At 42.5% G+C, this 16,359-nt stretch carries 12 protein-coding genes and 1 riboswitch; of the genes, 6 read left to right on the forward strand and 6 right to left on the reverse strand.

Features of this window, described 5'->3' with window-relative positions; all coding sequences use genetic code 11:
* Positions 1–171: 171 nt before the first annotated feature.
* Positions 172–288: riboswitch (TPP riboswitch) on the forward strand.
* A gap of 236 nt (positions 289–524) precedes the next feature.
* A complete protein-coding gene (gene thiC / locus ACT3TU_RS10775) occupies positions 525–2,507 on the forward strand; it encodes a phosphomethylpyrimidine synthase ThiC (protein WP_444784361.1) in 1,983 nt (660 codons plus the stop codon).
* 43 nt (positions 2,508–2,550) lie between these two features.
* Here the strand turns inward: thiC and ACT3TU_RS10780 are convergent, their stop codons facing one another.
* From ACT3TU_RS10780 to ACT3TU_RS10790, 3 genes are all read right to left on the reverse strand, one after another.
* Positions 2,551–3,666 (reverse strand): hypothetical protein, encoded by a 1,116-nt coding sequence (locus tag ACT3TU_RS10780; protein ID WP_444784362.1) that lies wholly within the window; start codon positions 3,664–3,666, stop codon positions 2,551–2,553.
* Between the two features lie 102 nt (positions 3,667–3,768).
* Positions 3,769–4,659 carry a fructose bisphosphate aldolase gene (locus tag ACT3TU_RS10785; protein ID WP_444784363.1) on the reverse strand — a complete coding sequence of 297 codons (891 nt, stop codon included), beginning with the start codon at positions 4,657–4,659 and terminating at the stop codon, positions 3,769–3,771.
* 179 nt (positions 4,660–4,838) lie between these two features.
* Positions 4,839–5,687, reverse strand: a complete 849-nt coding sequence (locus ACT3TU_RS10790; RefSeq protein ID WP_444784364.1) for an EamA/RhaT family transporter — start codon at positions 5,685–5,687, stop codon at positions 4,839–4,841.
* Between the two features lie 422 nt (positions 5,688–6,109).
* On the opposite strand from ACT3TU_RS10790, the gene ACT3TU_RS10795 reads away from it, so the two are divergent.
* The 3 genes from ACT3TU_RS10795 to ACT3TU_RS10805 all read left to right on the forward strand — a co-directional run bounded on the left by ACT3TU_RS10795 (position 6,110) and on the right by ACT3TU_RS10805 (position 9,658).
* Positions 6,110–8,053: an ABC transporter ATP-binding protein gene (locus ACT3TU_RS10795; protein ID WP_444784365.1), complete on the forward strand. Its 1,944-nt coding sequence runs from the start codon at positions 6,110–6,112 to the stop codon at positions 8,051–8,053.
* 88 nt (positions 8,054–8,141) lie between these two features.
* A complete protein-coding gene (locus ACT3TU_RS10800; RefSeq protein ID WP_444784366.1) occupies positions 8,142–9,038 on the forward strand; it encodes an alpha/beta fold hydrolase in 897 nt (298 codons plus the stop codon).
* Positions 9,039–9,040: 2 nt separating this feature from the next.
* Positions 9,041–9,658: an alpha-ketoglutarate-dependent dioxygenase AlkB family protein gene (locus tag ACT3TU_RS10805; protein ID WP_444784367.1), complete on the forward strand. Its 618-nt coding sequence runs from the start codon at positions 9,041–9,043 to the stop codon at positions 9,656–9,658.
* A gap of 38 nt (positions 9,659–9,696) precedes the next feature.
* Here ACT3TU_RS10805 and ACT3TU_RS10810 read toward each other — a convergent pair whose 3' ends face one another.
* The 3 genes from ACT3TU_RS10810 to ACT3TU_RS10820 form a co-directional block, all read right to left on the reverse strand.
* On the reverse strand, positions 9,697–10,692 hold the full coding sequence (locus ACT3TU_RS10810) for an NADP-dependent oxidoreductase (protein ID WP_444784368.1): 996 nt from the start codon (positions 10,690–10,692) through the stop codon (positions 9,697–9,699).
* An 89-nt stretch (positions 10,693–10,781) separates the two neighbouring features.
* Positions 10,782–11,540 carry an endonuclease/exonuclease/phosphatase family protein gene (locus ACT3TU_RS10815; RefSeq protein WP_444784369.1) on the reverse strand — a complete coding sequence of 253 codons (759 nt, stop codon included), beginning with the start codon at positions 11,538–11,540 and terminating at the stop codon, positions 10,782–10,784.
* 285 nt (positions 11,541–11,825) lie between these two features.
* On the reverse strand, positions 11,826–12,938 hold the full coding sequence (locus ACT3TU_RS10820) for an AOC03_06830 family ribosome hibernation factor (RefSeq protein ID WP_444784370.1): 1,113 nt from the start codon (positions 12,936–12,938) through the stop codon (positions 11,826–11,828).
* A gap of 712 nt (positions 12,939–13,650) precedes the next feature.
* Between ACT3TU_RS10820 and ACT3TU_RS10825 the strand changes: the two genes are divergently transcribed.
* Positions 13,651–15,861 (forward strand): M3 family metallopeptidase, encoded by a 2,211-nt coding sequence (locus ACT3TU_RS10825; RefSeq protein ID WP_444784371.1) that lies wholly within the window; start codon positions 13,651–13,653, stop codon positions 15,859–15,861.
* Positions 15,862–16,119, forward strand: a complete 258-nt coding sequence (locus ACT3TU_RS10830; protein WP_192524230.1) for a YheV family putative zinc ribbon protein — start codon at positions 15,862–15,864, stop codon at positions 16,117–16,119.
* The last annotated feature ends 240 nt before the right edge of the window (positions 16,120–16,359 follow it).

Consider the following 16,359-nt stretch of genomic DNA (forward strand, 5'->3'; position numbering starts at 1 on the left):
TCTTGGTCGAAAACAATAGGTTAGTGAGATGCTCTTCTTTTTTCAATCACTTTCGATGTTGAGAGTGGGGTGATAGATTAGTATTTATAATCATCCTTATTTTTGTCTATATGAATAATTAGCATTAGCCGTGGGCTGCTAATTTTGTTAGTATCAAGATGATTTACAACACTGACAGACTCGGGGTGCGGTGTATAAGTGGCTAAAAGCCATTGTACATTCGCTGAGAGATCACCCGCCGAACCTGATGCGGTTAGTACCGACGCAGGGAAGTCTTAAGACTATGTTATATCTGTACAAAAGGCGCGCAGAAATGCCTTTTTATGGTTGCCAGCACCCATCAGCGTTTTAGTGCGGTATGGTGATTTATAAGAAATTGCGCCGAGTAATCCTTTACAAACGACTGATTAAATTTAATTTGATGACTCATTTGTTTGGCGATTACATTTGTCCGTATAACATAGTCTTACCCCGCAGCTACTGGCGGTGTTGCTTTTATTCAAAACAACACGCTAGGACAGCATATGACTATTTTACAAGTAACCACCCCCACCAAAAAAACCTCCAAAGCAGACGCGCTAAAAACCCCCGCCCATCGTAGCGAAACCGACGCTCGTTTCGAAGAGGACGCGCGCGACTTACACCGTATTTTGCCTGCTTCACGCAAAGTCTATATCGAAGGCTCACGACCTGATATTCAAGTGCCCATGCGCGAAATCACCCTTGACCCTACCCCTATTCAAAACGTCTCTGAAAATGAGTGGGAACAAAACCCACCATTCTATGTTTATGACACCTCTGGCGTTTATACCGACCCCAATGCCAGCATTGACTTGACCAAAGGCTTACCAAAATTGCGCGAAGGCTGGATTAAAGAGCGCGGCGATAGCGAACAACTAAGTGGCTTATCAAGCTCATACGGACAAGCACGCGCCCGTGATATCAGCACTGCTAACTTGCGCTTTGCTCATATCGATAAGCCGCGCCGCGCCAAAGCTGTAGATGGCAAAGCTGGCAATGTGACTCAGCTTCACTATGCTCGTCGCGGCATTATCACTCCTGAGATGGAGTTTATCGCCATTCGCGAAACCCAAAAACAGCATGAGCTGACTGATATGCGCCAACACGATGGGGAGAATTTTGGCGCTAACACACCAATTATTATTACTCCTGAATTTGTGCGTTCTGAGGTCGCCGCTGGGCGCGCGATTATCCCCAATAATATTAACCATCCAGAATCTGAGCCGATGATTATCGGGCGTAATTTCTTAGTAAAAATCAACGCCAACATCGGTAACTCGGCGCTTGGTTCTTCCATCGATGAAGAAGTATCAAAGATGACATGGGCGACGCGCTGGGGTGCAGATAATATTATGGATTTATCGACGGGCAATCATATCCATGAAACCCGCGAATGGTTAATTCGCAATTCACCCGTGCCGATTGGTACCGTCCCCATTTATCAAGCGTTAGAGAAAGTCGATGGCGTAGCAGAGGATTTAACGTGGGAGATTTTCCGCGATACGCTCATCGAACAAGCCGAGCAAGGCGTTGATTACTTCACCATCCACGCTGGTGTACTTTTGCGTTATGTGCCGCTGACTGCCAGACGCTTGACTGGTATCGTCTCACGTGGCGGATCTATCATGGCGCAATGGTGCATGTTTCATAATAAAGAGAGCTTTTTATATACCCACTTTGAAGATATCTGTGAAATCATGAAGCAATACGATGTGGCCTTTAGCTTAGGCGATGGCTTGCGTCCCGGTTGTTTGCAAGATGCTAATGATGAGGCACAATTTGGAGAATTACGTACCCTTGGTGAACTGACTAAACTGGCTTGGAAGCACGATGTGCAAGTGATGATAGAAGGCCCCGGTCATGTGGCGATGAACCGTATTAAAGAAAATATGGACTTGCAATTAGAGGTCTGTGCCGATGCACCTTTTTATACCTTAGGGCCTTTAACCACCGATATTGCACCGGGTTACGACCATATTACCAGCGCGATTGGCGCAGCGATGATTGGCTGGTTTGGTACGGCGATGCTCTGCTATGTCACACCTAAAGAACATTTAGGACTGCCAAATAAAAAAGACGTCAAAGACGGTATCATCACTTATAAAATCGCCGCCCATGCTGCTGATTTGGCAAAAGGTCATCCCGGCGCTCAAGCGCGAGACAATGCCTTATCCAAAGCCCGTTTCGAGTTCCGTTGGGACGATCAGTTTAATCTGGCGCTTGACCCTGATACCGCGCGCGAATTCCATGATGAAACGCTACCAAAAGACGCGCACAAATCAGCGCACTTTTGCTCGATGTGTGGACCGAAGTTCTGTTCAATGAAAATCACTCAAAACGTGCGGGAGTATGCGGCGGGTTTAGATGCTAAAGAAGGCAGTGCCATTGCTATCGATGCTATGGGCGCCGCAGACATCCAACAAGGTATGGATGAGATGACACAAAAACATCATGCCACGGGCAGTCAGTTGTATAAAGAGGTTTGATTGTTTGATATCTAATGCTTAAGCTTAAATCTAGTCGCTAGGTTTAAGCTTTTTTTACGTCTATTTTTGAGTCTCGTGGAAAAACTCTTTTAAGGAATAAATCGCACAGTTTCATAATGAGTAAATAAAAAGGCAAAGTTAGCGGATAACCAAAAATAATAATAAAAATGGTATAACCATGATACCTACTGGCATGCTCGCCTAGTAACCAGTCTATAAAGTAAATTTTATAGAAAACCATCATCAATGCTATGAAAGGCACAATGAACACTCCCAACCAAAGGATTATTTTTGCTTGTTTAGAACGCCTTTTATGACTCAAGCGCAATGATCTATAATGCATAAAACCAAGTAATACTATCGATACTAAAAATACTACTCTTCCATCTAAATCAATCAGCCATTGAGCCAAAGAACTTGGTGGCTGTCGGTAAGATATTTCTAAAACATCGTTAGGAATATGATCAAAAAACCACTTAGAATCTGCTTTTATCATCCCACTTAAAGGTTCGCCAAGATTTGTCTTCAAATATTGTGGTTCATCAGCAATCTTTAGATTAACGGTCAGGTCACCGAAACTCTTCCAAGTTTTGGCAGGTTTTAATGAATAGCTATAGATATATTGATTGGTCCAATTACTACGCTCTATTGTAGGATAAGCAGAATAATTGACAGTAATGACATGGTTGCCTTCACTTAAGTTGACCTCAAAGTATTTAGCGTTATCATTAAACGGTATAGCAGTATCCGTTTCAGCATCATAGTAAGAAGGCAGTGCTGTTGAATCACTTTTATAATCATAATTTCTAAGCACTGGTATAGTTTGACCATCTACCTTAATGGTAAAACTTTTTTCTGAATCATTACTTATATAATCTTCGAACACTTCGAAAATCAGCGGTACTCGTTCTCCTTCTTTATCGCTATAAATTTCGTAAGTAATATCATAATCAGCTTCATGAAAACCTTTTTTGATGTTGATATTTATGGTTTCAGAGAGAATATCAATATCTGCGCTTGAATATGCCGTGCCGACAGTAGTACCGTTGATGATAGGTGACGCCATATTGGCATAGCTAAACATACTAGTACTTAATAAAAGCAATCCTAAAACAATAAAACGCAACACAACCTCTCCAGAAACCATAAAAACAAACACAAGTTTAATATCTTTCTACTATAAACACCATATGAAAAATCCCAGCAAACTTAAAGTCAGCTGGGATTCAAAATCAATTATAAAGGTTTAATGTTTAAGGTTTTAAACCTTTGACGCCTCATAAATCTCTTCAATTGAAGTATTGATGGTCGCTGCAAATTCTTCATCGCTTTGCTGTTTGCTCAAGCCTTCGGTAAAGGCACGCGAGAAGCTGGCAATCATTTCCGGGTTTTGTTTAAGTTTAGCGCAAGCGTCGCTACGACTATAGCCACCCGATAGTGCCACTACTTTTAATACTTTTGGATGATCGATCAACTCTTTATAAAAGCCTGCTTCTTCAGGCAACGTCAGTTTGAGCATCACTTGATGACCATCATTTAAACGCTCAAGGTTATTCAAAATACTGGTTTTAAGAATCAGCTCACAATCATGCTTTTGCGCGCTGTTGATATCTACCTCTGGCTCAACGATAGGCATTAAGCCTTTTGAGATGATTTGCTTTGCCACATCAAACTGCTGCTGCACAACCAGTTCAATACCGTCAACATTTGGCTCATAAATGACTGAACGCATTTTGGTACCAAATACGGGATAGTTTTTTGCTTTATCTAATAATAAATCTAAATTTGGCATCGGACGCATCACTTGGACGCCATTCATTTGCTCAGCCAAGCCTTTATCTACTTTTAAGAACGGTACAATATTTTTATTTTCCCATAGATAATTGGCGGTCGGCTTACCATTGACTTCGCGCTCCATGGTATCTTCAAATAAAATCGCCCCAAGTACGCGCTCATTGTCAAATGCATCACAAGTCATGATACGCGCGCGCATTTCATGTACCAAATCAAACATGGTTTCATCGTTGTCATAATCATCGCCACTGACGCCATAATTTTCTAGCGCTTTTGGCGTGCTGCCACCACTTTGATCAAGGGCGGCGATAAAACCTGAACCATTTTTTATACGCTGTAATTGTTTTTCGTATTCCATTGGGTGTGCATCCTGTCCTAATTAATAAAGGTAAAACATTTTTATAATAAGTCTTTAGCCAAATGTTGTTATGGGCTTGACTGTAAATAACCTTACCATAGGATGCCCTACGTGCCTATATCTGATAAGTTAACAGTTTTATGAAATCACAAATGTAGTTATAAATATAAGTGAAAATCCTACGCTAAAAACAGCACGGCCACACAGCCAATCGCTAACAATAAACCCAATATATTAATTCGATTAAGCTGCTCTTTAAACACACCCACACCAATTAACGTCGCAACGGCAATCACACCAACGTTCATACCCGTGAATACAATACTTGGTGATTCAGACAATACTTGATGCGCCCGTACGTACGCATAAATATTGCCCATATTCAGCGCACCTAATAATAATCCTGCGACCAGGGCATTGCCTTGCCAGCGTACGCGCGTGATGAGCAAATAAACCAATAGCAACAACCCTGCCAGCCCAAAGGTCACAAATAAGGTTAAAGGAAAAGCCGTACCTTGCTTGGCGACTTGCTTAAACAAAATATCAATGATGCCATAGCCGGCCCACACCCCAAATAACCAAAGCGGCGTACGTTTGACTTGTTTGCTGATATCAGCTTGCTGCGGACGATAAACCAATGCACCAAGCGCCAAGAATCCTAACGCTAATCCAAATATTCGCGTTCCAGTGAGCACTTCACCAAATAATAAAAAGGCAGCCACAATGGGAATGATTAACGATAGGCGTTGCGCAGCATCAGTCGCCACCATGCCCACCGCTTCAATCGCCCGCCCAAGGATGATAAACACCGCTGGCAACAATATACCAAGAGCGATAATAATAGCCCACGCATTACCAAGTGTGCCAATGCTACTGACATCAGGTTTTAATAAAACCCAGGTTAATAAAAAAGCAATGGGATAACCTGCCACAATCGTTTGGCGAATATCTATATTTTTTTGACGCAATATTTTCAAAAGTACCGACACAGCGACACTACACAGCACCGCTATCGTTAAATACATCATTGATTTTACCTTTATTCAGCCGCAATTTTGCGTATTTATTATTGGTATTTACTACTGTTGTTAGTACTACATCTGCTTTCAATTGCCTGACTCTTTTATCATTTATTTGTCATTTAATAATTATTTACAGACGCTATTAAATAATGCGAAACCATGGAATGTAACAAAATATTTCTTATTCGGCAATCTATTTATCGTAGTGTTTGATTGACAGTAATTTTTAATGCCAAGACTCTTCATACCAGCACTGTATTGGTGGGGAGTTACATACAACCTATGTCGCTCAGCTTACAATTAGCATGCAGCCATCAGAGTGAATTTTGTTAAAATAACAGACATTCCTAATCACAAAAGTAACGATTCAAGATAGCGCCTTATAATGCTTATCTTGACGTACTGCTATTGATGTTTTATTACCGCCTATGAATGCTCTATTTCGCTTTTTTGAAAATCGATTACCTGCCTTTCCTGAAACACCCATGCCGCTACCATCACCTCGCGATGGCATGGTAAAGTTTATGTGGGCATGTACCAAAGGTCTACGCGGCTGGTTATTGCTGTTCATGATTTTATCTGCTGGTATAGGTATCTACGAGGCAATGCTATTTGCTTGGATTGGGAATATCGTTGATTGGCTCGGCGTTTATACCCCGCAGAATCTCTGGGCAGAAAAAGGCGATATGCTGCTAATGATACTGGCCGTCATGATAGTCAGCCCATTCTGGATTACCTTATCGTCACTTATTCATTTTCAAACTTTGCAAGGCGTGTTCCCTATGCAGATGCGCTGGCGTTTTCATCAGCGTATGCTCGGTCAATCGATGCAGTTTTATCAAGATGAATTTTCTGGCCGTGTTTCGGCTAAGGTGATGCAAACGGCGTTGGCCGTACGTGATACCGTGATGACGGTCACCGACATGTTTATGTATGTCGCGGTGTATTTTATTACCTCAGGTATCATTCTATTTAATTTAGATAGCCTATTGTTAATACCTTTTATTGCGTGGTTCGGGCTGGTTTGGCTGGCGATGTGGTATTTCATTCCTAAATTAAAACAGACCGCCATCGTACAGGCAGATGCTCGTGCCTTGATGACAGGGCGTATTACCGATGCTTATGCCAATATCATGACCGTCAAACTGTTTAGCCATTCACGCCGTGAGCTTGGTTATGCCAAAAACGCTATGGGACAGTTTTTAGGAACGGTGCATGCACAAATGCGCTGGGTCAGCTACCTTGAAGTCTCAACCCATCTTATCAGTGTTATTTTGGTCAGTAGTACCGCGGGTATTGGTATCTATTTATGGCAACAAGGTGCCGTTGGCGTTGGCGCTATTGCTGCTGCGACCGCCATGGCGCTGCGGTTAAATGGTTTAACACGCTGGATTATGTGGCAAACGGCTAGCCTGTTCGAGAGTATCGGTACGGTACAAGACGGCATGCGCACGTTATCAGCGCCGCAAACCATCATTGATAAACCGAATGCGCCAGACTTAAAAGTCACCGATGGTCGTATCGTTTTTGATCATGTTGATTTTAGTTATGAAGGTAACTTAGCTGATATGGGTAATGTGGCCGATGTGAGTAATGTTGATAGCATCGATAGTGAAGGCAATACTTTAAAAGAGATCGAGGCGTCGACAGCACCTACTAATAAACTTCTCGATAACTTCCATCTGGATATCAAATCAGGTGAGAAAATTGGTTTAGTCGGACGTTCAGGTGCGGGTAAATCTACCCTTGTTAATTTGCTACTACGCTTCTTTGATGTTGATAGCGGTAAAGTCTACATCGACGGACAAGCCATTGATGAGGTCACCCAAGAATCTTTACGTCAGCAAATTGGCATGGTCACTCAGGATACCTCATTATTGCATCGTACCGTGCGTGAGAATATTGCTTACGGACGTCCCGATGCCAGCGACGAAGAAATTGTTATTGCTGCCAAACAAGCCCAAGCATGGGACTTTATCAAAGACTTATATGACGACAAAGGTAACACTGGACTCGACACCCAAGTTGGTGAACGCGGGGTCAAACTTTCTGGCGGTCAACGTCAGCGCATTGCTATCTCACGTGTTATGCTAAAAAATGCGCCGATTTTATTATTGGATGAAGCCACCAGTGCGCTTGATTCTGAGATTGAGTTTGCCATTACCGAAAGCTTAAATGACATCATGACTGGCAAAACCGTCATTGCGATTGCGCATAGACTCTCTACCATCGCCGCTCTTGATAGATTGGTGGTCATGGATAAAGGACAAATTATCGAACAAGGTAGCCATGATGAGCTATTAAATCTTCACGGTGTCTATGCACGCTTATGGCATCGCCAAAGTGGTGGTTTCTTAGGTGAAGACAATTAATTAAAGGTGTTTTACTTATTAAAGCTATCTTATTTATTAAAAACACCTTACACATTAGAAAAACCTTGCACAGGGAAGTGACTATTTTATGGAAGCATTTACCAACAGTATCAGCCTTGGCGGCAAACAAGCACGCTATTATGATTTGCAGCAGCTGAATTCAGCAGCGAACACAGCTAATAGTCAACGCCAAGCTGCACATTTTTATGGCGGCAATAGTTTTACCGTTGGCACCTACACGCCATTGCTAAGTGCGTTGGCAACTGACTTTGATATTACCTCATTGGCCCTGCGCGGCTATTGGTACGATCAGCCGCAGAGCCGTCGCCTCACCCGCGAACAAGATGCGGATATGTTGATTGAGTTTTTGGAAAAAACCCAAGATAAGCCTGTCGTTGGTATCGGTCATTCACAAGGGGCAACCGCCACTGCGATAGCCGCTGCCCTGCGCCCAGAGCTTTTCTCACAGCTCTATCTTATAGAGCCTGTGACGTTTACCAAAAAACAAGCGACACTATACAACTTACTGCCACGCAAGCTACTGCTGAGCCGCGAACCTTTTAAAAGTACGCTGACTAAACAAGCTACCTGGCCAAGTATCCATGATTACTACGAGCACTTGCGCGCGCAACGTGCTTATAGACGTATCAGTGATAAACACCTGAGGATATTTGCTGAGCAAAGCCTAACCGCCAATAATGACGGTGATTACACCTTGATGTTTGCCCCCAAACAAGAACTGGCCAATTATTTTGGTGCGCCTCATATCGATGCAGCGCTTAAGCAACTCAGCTGTCCTTATACCCTTATTACGGGTAAGCCGACGTTATTTATCAATCATAAAGTGCGTCAGCAGTGGCAAAAATTTGTCCCTGACGACAGTATCATCTCCTTGACAGATTATGGGCATCTATTACCGATGGAAGCGCCAGAATTGTGTGCTCAGGTTATCAATGAACATTATCAAAGCAGCAAACAAGCTTAACGATGACTGACCTTTTTGCTCCTATGCCTAATGATAACCTCTTGCCTTATGATGGTCAGGTGAATGACTTAGGGATAACTATCGATTACCCAAGCGCTTTATATTATAGTCTGTTGACCGAGCTACCTTGGCAATCTGATATTGTCACGTTATTTGGCAAAACGCATGTCACCACACGTCAAATCGTTTGGATGGGTGATAGTGGTGTCAGTTATCAATATTCTGGACATTCCAGTCAAACTATCGAATGGTCAGATACAGTGTTTCATGTGAAACTTTATATCGAACAGCAGTTAGCAAAAATAGGCATCAACGCTGATTTTAATTCTTGCTTGCTCAACTACTACCCTTCTGGCGAGGACGGCATGGGTTATCATGCCGATGATGAAAAAGAGTTAGGTGCGCAGCCAATTATTGCTTCCTTGTCTCTTGGTGCCACGCGCAAGTTTGTTTTTAAACATAAAAAAACTCAAGATAAAGTTGAGCTTCATCTTGAGTCTGGTCAGCTTATCGTCATGCATGGTGATACGCAGACATTCTGGAAGCATACCATCACCAAGACCAAATCCATCTCTGAAGGACGGATTAGCCTCACATTTAGACAAATTTTAGATAGGTGACATTTAATTAAGCCAACGTCACTTAGCTATAACGTCACTTAGCTTACTTTTAAAACAATCTTGCCAAAAGTACCGCCTTTTTGTAGCTCACGATGGGCCTCTACTACTTTAGACAAGGGGTGTGCTTGCTGAATATGCAAGGTCAGTTTACCTTCAGCGACCTCTTGTAAAACATTTGCCATATCTTGGCCATTCGGCTGTACTGCATAACCCTCTATACTTAAGTCTTTACCACTGTCTGCTTCTTTTAGTTTATCGACCCAAATTGTCGGTAATACATAGACACGTCCTGACTGTTTCACAACTTTTAAGGCACGCACGCCAGCGTCGTCACCGACTAAATCTAGTAATACATCGGCTTGCAGCTTAGGAAAGTCATCGTCTTTGGTATAATCAATCCATCCTGTCAGCTTGCTTTTATCTATTAAGCCATCCAGTTTTTCATATTTCTCTGGCGAGCAAATAACACTTACTTTTATATTATCCTCAGTAATTTTATTCATCAGAAACTGAATCGCCAAATGACCAACGCCGCCTGCTGGGGCATTTATCACCACGTGCTCACCGTCTTTAATACCTGCAAACTCTACAAACTGTAGCGCTGTTTGCCCGATACACGGCAGTGCTCCCGCTTGCTCCAGCGTGACAGACTCAGGTACTTTCGCCGCTAGTTTAGCATCGACTGCGACATATTCAGCGTAGCAACTGCCGCCGAAACTAAGCGCAGCGACATTATCGCCAACCGCGTATTCATCACTATTACTTTTGACCACAACGCCTGCTACATCGAACCCCAAGATAGCTGTCTGGTCATGGTCAAACTTATTTTTTTGCACACTGTCAGCGCCCCAACCTTTGCCTTGACGGGTTTTGTAATCGACAGGATTGATGCCAGCATAAGCGACTTTAACCAATACTTGATTGTCCTTTATTTCAGGAATAGCCACCTCGTCTTGATACGTCATCACTTCAGGCTCGCCAAACTCACGTATGAGTACAGCGTGTTGAGTCGTTGGTAGTTGTTTATTAGACATAAGTTATTATCCTTTTATTTATTATTTTATATCGCCTCAAATTTAAAAAAATATAGCAGTGACACGTTACGATAAGCCTGTCTTTTATTCTACGGCAAGGCCAACTCTGCACTCAAAGGTAGATGGTCTGATAGCGTTGACCATGGCTTGCCAGTGTGCACCCAAGCATCTTTGACCCTAAGATTACGTACGTAAATACGGTCTAAGCTCAGCACAGGAAGCTTAGCTGGAAACGTGGGTAACAGCTTGCCATGACAATGCTTAAAAGCTTCGGTCATACCCAAGTCAGACGCCAGCTTGTCGCAGGACATTTTTTTCCAGTCATTAAAGTCACCTGCCAAAATCAACGGCTGATCGCGGCTAATCTCATTACGTACATAGTTAGAGATGGCTTCATACTGCTTGATACGATCGCGTTCAAATAGGTTTAAATGAGCGCATAAAACGACGACGGGCATCTCCCAGCCTATCGGTTGTACCTCGCAATGTAGAACCCCACGCTGCTCAAGCTTATTGACGGTGATATTGACGTTGTGTTTTGGATCAAGTGGAAAACGGCTCAGAACGGCATTGCCATGATGTCCATTGTCATATTCTGAATTTTTGCCATAGCTATTTTCTAATTGCAGATATTCACCAAACCATTCATGCTGGGACTGATCAGGGTATTCGTTGTATTGCATGTTACGCTTGAGGTTTTGCCCCTGCACTTCTTGTAGACACAGTATGTCTGAGCCAATGATATCGAGTGCTTTAGCGATACCTTGTATTTTGACTTGGCGATTCATCGGCGACATGCCTCTATGAATGTTATAGCTGGTTAAAACAAAAGAGGTGGTATTAGTCATAATTTTATTAGTCATAAACTCAGTATCTATAGAGTAGTAAGCGTTAAAAGCGATGGCTCTCGGACAAAATTATTGAGTCTAGAAGTGACCATGCTTCTTATCTGGTTTCAGAAAATTCCATTTAATAATAGGCATTCAATAGGAGTTCAAAAGTATCGAAAATAATTGTCTATTATAGCTATACATATAAAAAAAGCATTGGCTCGTATCGAACCAATGCTCCATGTTATACCTATGTGATATCAATGACCAATGGCTAATTCATTACTGAATCTAAGCCATCCATTAATAGCGAGTGACTAGAGCAATCGGCTGGTCTTCACCCATAATGTCTTGTGGCATAAATACCGCCTCACCACCATTATGAATCACATGTTCGATGATTTCGCCAACCGCATCATCAGTCACACCTTCTGCTGCAGCATCATCAGCCAGACTTAAGGTTTGCGCCTCTTCATCAATCTTGGCAGATTGCATATAGCCACGACGGATATAGAGCGTTTCGCCCACACCTTGGAAGGCACTACGGTAAATTTCTTGTAAATCCGTCTGCAGCATGTTTGCACCGCGCGCTTTATCAATTTCACCCATAGCCGCTTGATGTAGCGATGTACGATAGCCTTCTACTGCTTCTTGTACGCTATCAACGATATGCTGGGCACTACCATCTTCTAAATTGGTGGCATTTGATACGGTAGCAATAATGTTATCTGGACGATCACAGACTTCTTTATAGTAGCCAATATTTTTTGCATCACCAACGATGACCAGAGGCATCTTGTGCTCACCCCACAGCTCTTGTACGCTTTTATCTACTTGGTTAAAAAACTCTTTTAAGGAGCTGCTTTCGTTATTCGCGGAACGATCCGAGCCGCCATCACCCGTTGTATACAACCCATTGTTTTCGATAGGAAACTGAATGTTTTCCATATTGTTTTGTACATCGTCATCTTTATCAAGTTCTCTGACGACACGGTCGTTGGATGCTTCAATCAAACGAGCATTATCACGCGTTAATACCACCGTATAGTAATGAACGGCACTGGCCATATCACGGACTAGATCACGAGTCGCAAAGCTGGTCGAAATCACCACGCGCTCTGTTGTGTCGATAGGCATGCGAATAATTTTCACATCCTCAGTACTGGCAAATATCGCTAAAGTATCAAGGTTATAATTATGATTGAGCTCATTGGTTTTAGCATGAATATTATCTAAAATTGTGGTCGCAGTACGCTTATCGTATTCATTAGTTAAGCGTTCTTCGGCTACTTTTAATTGGTTTTTTAGGGCAATAGGATCTTTATCGTTGGCAGGGTGCTCGCGATGCGTTTTTACGAAGATACTAACCGCAGGGTCGGCTTTGGTTTCTCGTAAACTTTTGAGAGTCGCTTTCATATAATGCTCCTTATTTTATTATCATTTACTCTTAACGTTATAAGTAGTATTTCTGGCTTGCTATGCCTACGCCATTTCTATGCTTAAATCCATGCTGAAAAATTTATATTTTAAGCGAAAGCATTTCAGTCCCGTTGTATGTTGTGTTTATATTGAACTGGCTATAACACTTATATTTTCATATTAGTTATTTTGGCCAATGCTTTTTTCTGTCTTATTTTTAAAGCTGGTACTTTTTTTATTAGTAATTTTTTAATGAAGGTGTTTTTCTTAAAACCTGCTTTTTATGCTTCATTACCTTGATGCTAACAGTCAAACCTCAACCGCTATAGGGTTAATTTGCAAGCAAATGATAGCGCTTTGTAAGTAGAGTAATCTATATTGTTATAAAACAGGAAATACTTGGTTTTAAGGATATTTTTATATCGAGAGCAACACCACTCAGCTCTCTACATTACAAATGACGAGGTTGCATTCCTATCAAATGAACCCATATTTTATATAGCTTAGCTTATACATAAGACAGTAATAGTCAGTCCGAAAAAAATAAGTACAAATATTATATAGTGGATTCACTTTAAAACCGAGACAGTGCTATTAGCTATAACTTTTGCAATATATGTCTTATGACTGCATATTTTCTACCAAATGAACGCCCTTTATAACCGCACACCTATTAATAATAACTCATTCATCAATAACGGATATTTTTATGACTTCTATTTCTCCAGATTTACACCTTGTTGATTTTCCCAGTGCCACACCAGACAGCTTACAAAGCCAAGTTATTAGCGCTATCGATGCAGCCAATGTTTTTTTAGATGAGCTGACAGCAACGACCAATAGCGAGAATGGTACTGATATCAGTGCTAAGCAAGCTCTGACCGAGGTGATGACCTTTGACCATATCAATGTGGCATTGGACCGCAGCTGGGGTATTTTGTCACATCTCAATAGTGTAATGAGCAATGATGATATTCGTCATGTGCATCACGAGCTGCTACCTAAGCTGTCGGCTTATGGCACGCGTGTGGGTCAGCATCAGCCGCTATTTAACCGCTATCAAACCATCGTAAATGACACAGCATTTTTCGCTGAGCTCGAGCCAGCACGAGCGCGTGCCATTGAGCTTGCCCTACGCAGCTTTGAGTTATCAGGTGTTGCGTTACCGAAAGCTGAGCAAGAAAAATTTGCTGCTATTCAAAGTGAGCTATCAACGTTGTCAGCGACATTCTCAGATCATATCTTAGATGCTACCCAAGCATACGCTTTGCCGCTTGAGCAAGAGCAATTAGCTGGCTTGACTGAAAGCGGTCTGGCGCTACTGGCTGATGCCGGCGAACAGTATAAAGCACGCGAACTTGCCAGCGGTGCGCTCACACAAACGGATATCGATGCGCTACCAACGCCTTATTACGTAGCAAGCTTAAATATCCCCGTTTACCTTGCTGTTATGACTTATGCTGACGATCGCAATTTACGTGAGACCCTATATCGCGCCTATGTCACCCGTGCTTCTGAGTTTGATAAGCACAGCAATGCTAAAGGCGAGTCACTAAACAACGCCGATATCATGAGTCAAATTTTGCAATTACGTGAGCAAAAAGCCAAGCTATTGGGCTTTAATAATTATGCAGAAGTGTCGCTCTCAACCAAGATGGCAGATAGCGTGGCGGAAGTGGAGACCTTCTTACGTGATTTGGCTACGCAAGCAACCCCAACCGCTAAACAAGACTTAGCACAGTTGCAAAAATATGCCAAAGAATATGCTATTGATGACTTGCAGCCATGGGACAGTGCTTATATCGCAGAAAAGGTCAAACAAAGCGAATTTAGCCTATCGCAAGAGGAGATTCGCCCTTACTTTCCCTTACCAAAAGTGGTTAGCGGCTTATTTGCTATTGTAGAACGTTTATACGGTATCAAAGTAAAAGAACAAAACAATGACAGTCCGAACGATAATACGGATAAAACCTCTGTATCGCGCTGGCACGACGACGTCCGTTTTTATCAATTATTCGATGCTAATGATAACTTGCTCGGTGGCTTTTACTTTGACTTATTTGCCCGTAGTGGTAAACGCGGCGGTGCTTGGATGAGCGGTTTCCAGTCGCGTTATACTTATGACGAGCAGGACCATCAACAGCTGCCTGTGTGCTTTATGGTTGGTAACTTTACCCCTGCCCTTGATGGTAAACCAAGCTTATTGACCCATGATGAAGTGATTACCTTGTTCCATGAGTTTGGTCATGGTTTGCACCATCTATTGACCCAAGTCACCATTGGTGATGTCGCTGGCGTTAATGGCGTCGAATGGGATGCGGTTGAGCTACCCAGTCAGTTTATGGAAAATTGGGCATGGGACGCCGAAGGTATCGCGCTCATTAGTAGCCATGTCGAGACAGGCGCGCCACTACCTAAAGATAAACTCGATGCATTATTGGCGGTAAAAAACTTCCAAAGTGGGATGCAGACGCTGCGTCAAATTGAGTTTGCACTTTTTGATTTACTGATTCATGCGCATACACCAGCGCTTGATTATGAAGGTATCTTAGTCACGCTAAATACCGTGCGTGACGATATCGCTGTTATGCAGACACCTGACTATAACCGCTTTGCCAATGGTTTCAGTCACATCTTTGCTGGGGGTTATGCCGCTGGTTATTATTCTTATAAATGGGCCGAGCTATTATCTGCTGATGCTTTTAGTAAGTTTGAAGAAGATGGTATTTTTAATCCCCTCACTGGTAAAGCATTTCGTGAGACGATTTTATCAGTGGGTGGTAGCTTCCCTGCTAAGACCAACTTTGAGAATTTCCGTGGGCGTAGTGCCAGTATCGATGCTTTATTGCGTCACAGCGGCTTTAGCGATGCCAAGACGACTGAGGCGGCAAATACACAAACGACAGGTGAGGTGATTTAAATGCGCTATCAATCCTCCAGCCCCAAACGTCGGTTTTTGGCGGGTGTGCGCTGCCCCAAATGTCAGGCAATGGATGCGGTAGTACAAGTCAATATCGTCACGCCCGAACCTGATGAATACATCGAATGTACTCAGTGCGGTCATACAGAGCATCGCCCTGATCCTGATGCTATCAGTGCCAAAAACCATTTGGAGGACCAGCTTACTCGCGACGCAATGACGACTGGCACCAGTGGTACGGTGAAGTTTAAGCCTTAAATATCGTCCCGAATAACTAACGTCAACTCTTAATAACTACTAGCCTATCTATCATTAGATAGGCTTTTTATTTTGAGTTTGCTATAGTATGGCTACTTATATTTTTAACATAAATCGACCATCTTATGAATAAGAAAGAAATGCGTCCTTTATCAAGCAAATCATCCACAGATAAACCTGTGAAATCACGCCAAAAAATGTGGCTAGTGCTTATATTAGTACTTATTGCTATCGGTTATC

It is taken from the genome of Psychrobacter sp. AOP3-A1-26 (genome assembly GCF_052378235.1).
Lineage (GTDB): Bacteria > Pseudomonadota > Gammaproteobacteria > Pseudomonadales > Moraxellaceae > Psychrobacter.

Coding starts and splice junctions, on each gene's coding strand:
- thiC (WP_444784361.1), top strand. CDS start 525: ATGACTATTTTACAAGTAACCACCCCCACCAAAAAAACCTCCAAAGCA.
- ACT3TU_RS10785 (WP_444784363.1), bottom strand. CDS start 4,659: ATGGAATACGAAAAACAATTACAGCGTATAAAAAATGGTTCAGGTTTT.
- ACT3TU_RS10790 (WP_444784364.1), bottom strand. CDS start 5,687: ATGATGTATTTAACGATAGCGGTGCTGTGTAGTGTCGCTGTGTCGGTA.
- ACT3TU_RS10795 (WP_444784365.1), top strand. CDS start 6,110: ATGAATGCTCTATTTCGCTTTTTTGAAAATCGATTACCTGCCTTTCCT.
- ACT3TU_RS10800 (WP_444784366.1), top strand. CDS start 8,142: ATGGAAGCATTTACCAACAGTATCAGCCTTGGCGGCAAACAAGCACGC.
- ACT3TU_RS10805 (WP_444784367.1), top strand. CDS start 9,041: ATGACTGACCTTTTTGCTCCTATGCCTAATGATAACCTCTTGCCTTAT.
- ACT3TU_RS10810 (WP_444784368.1), bottom strand. CDS start 10,692: ATGTCTAATAAACAACTACCAACGACTCAACACGCTGTACTCATACGT.
- ACT3TU_RS10815 (WP_444784369.1), bottom strand. CDS start 11,540: ATGACTAATACCACCTCTTTTGTTTTAACCAGCTATAACATTCATAGA.
- ACT3TU_RS10820 (WP_444784370.1), bottom strand. CDS start 12,938: ATGAAAGCGACTCTCAAAAGTTTACGAGAAACCAAAGCCGACCCTGCG.
- ACT3TU_RS10825 (WP_444784371.1), top strand. CDS start 13,651: ATGACTTCTATTTCTCCAGATTTACACCTTGTTGATTTTCCCAGTGCC.
- ACT3TU_RS10830 (WP_192524230.1), top strand. CDS start 15,862: ATGCGCTATCAATCCTCCAGCCCCAAACGTCGGTTTTTGGCGGGTGTG.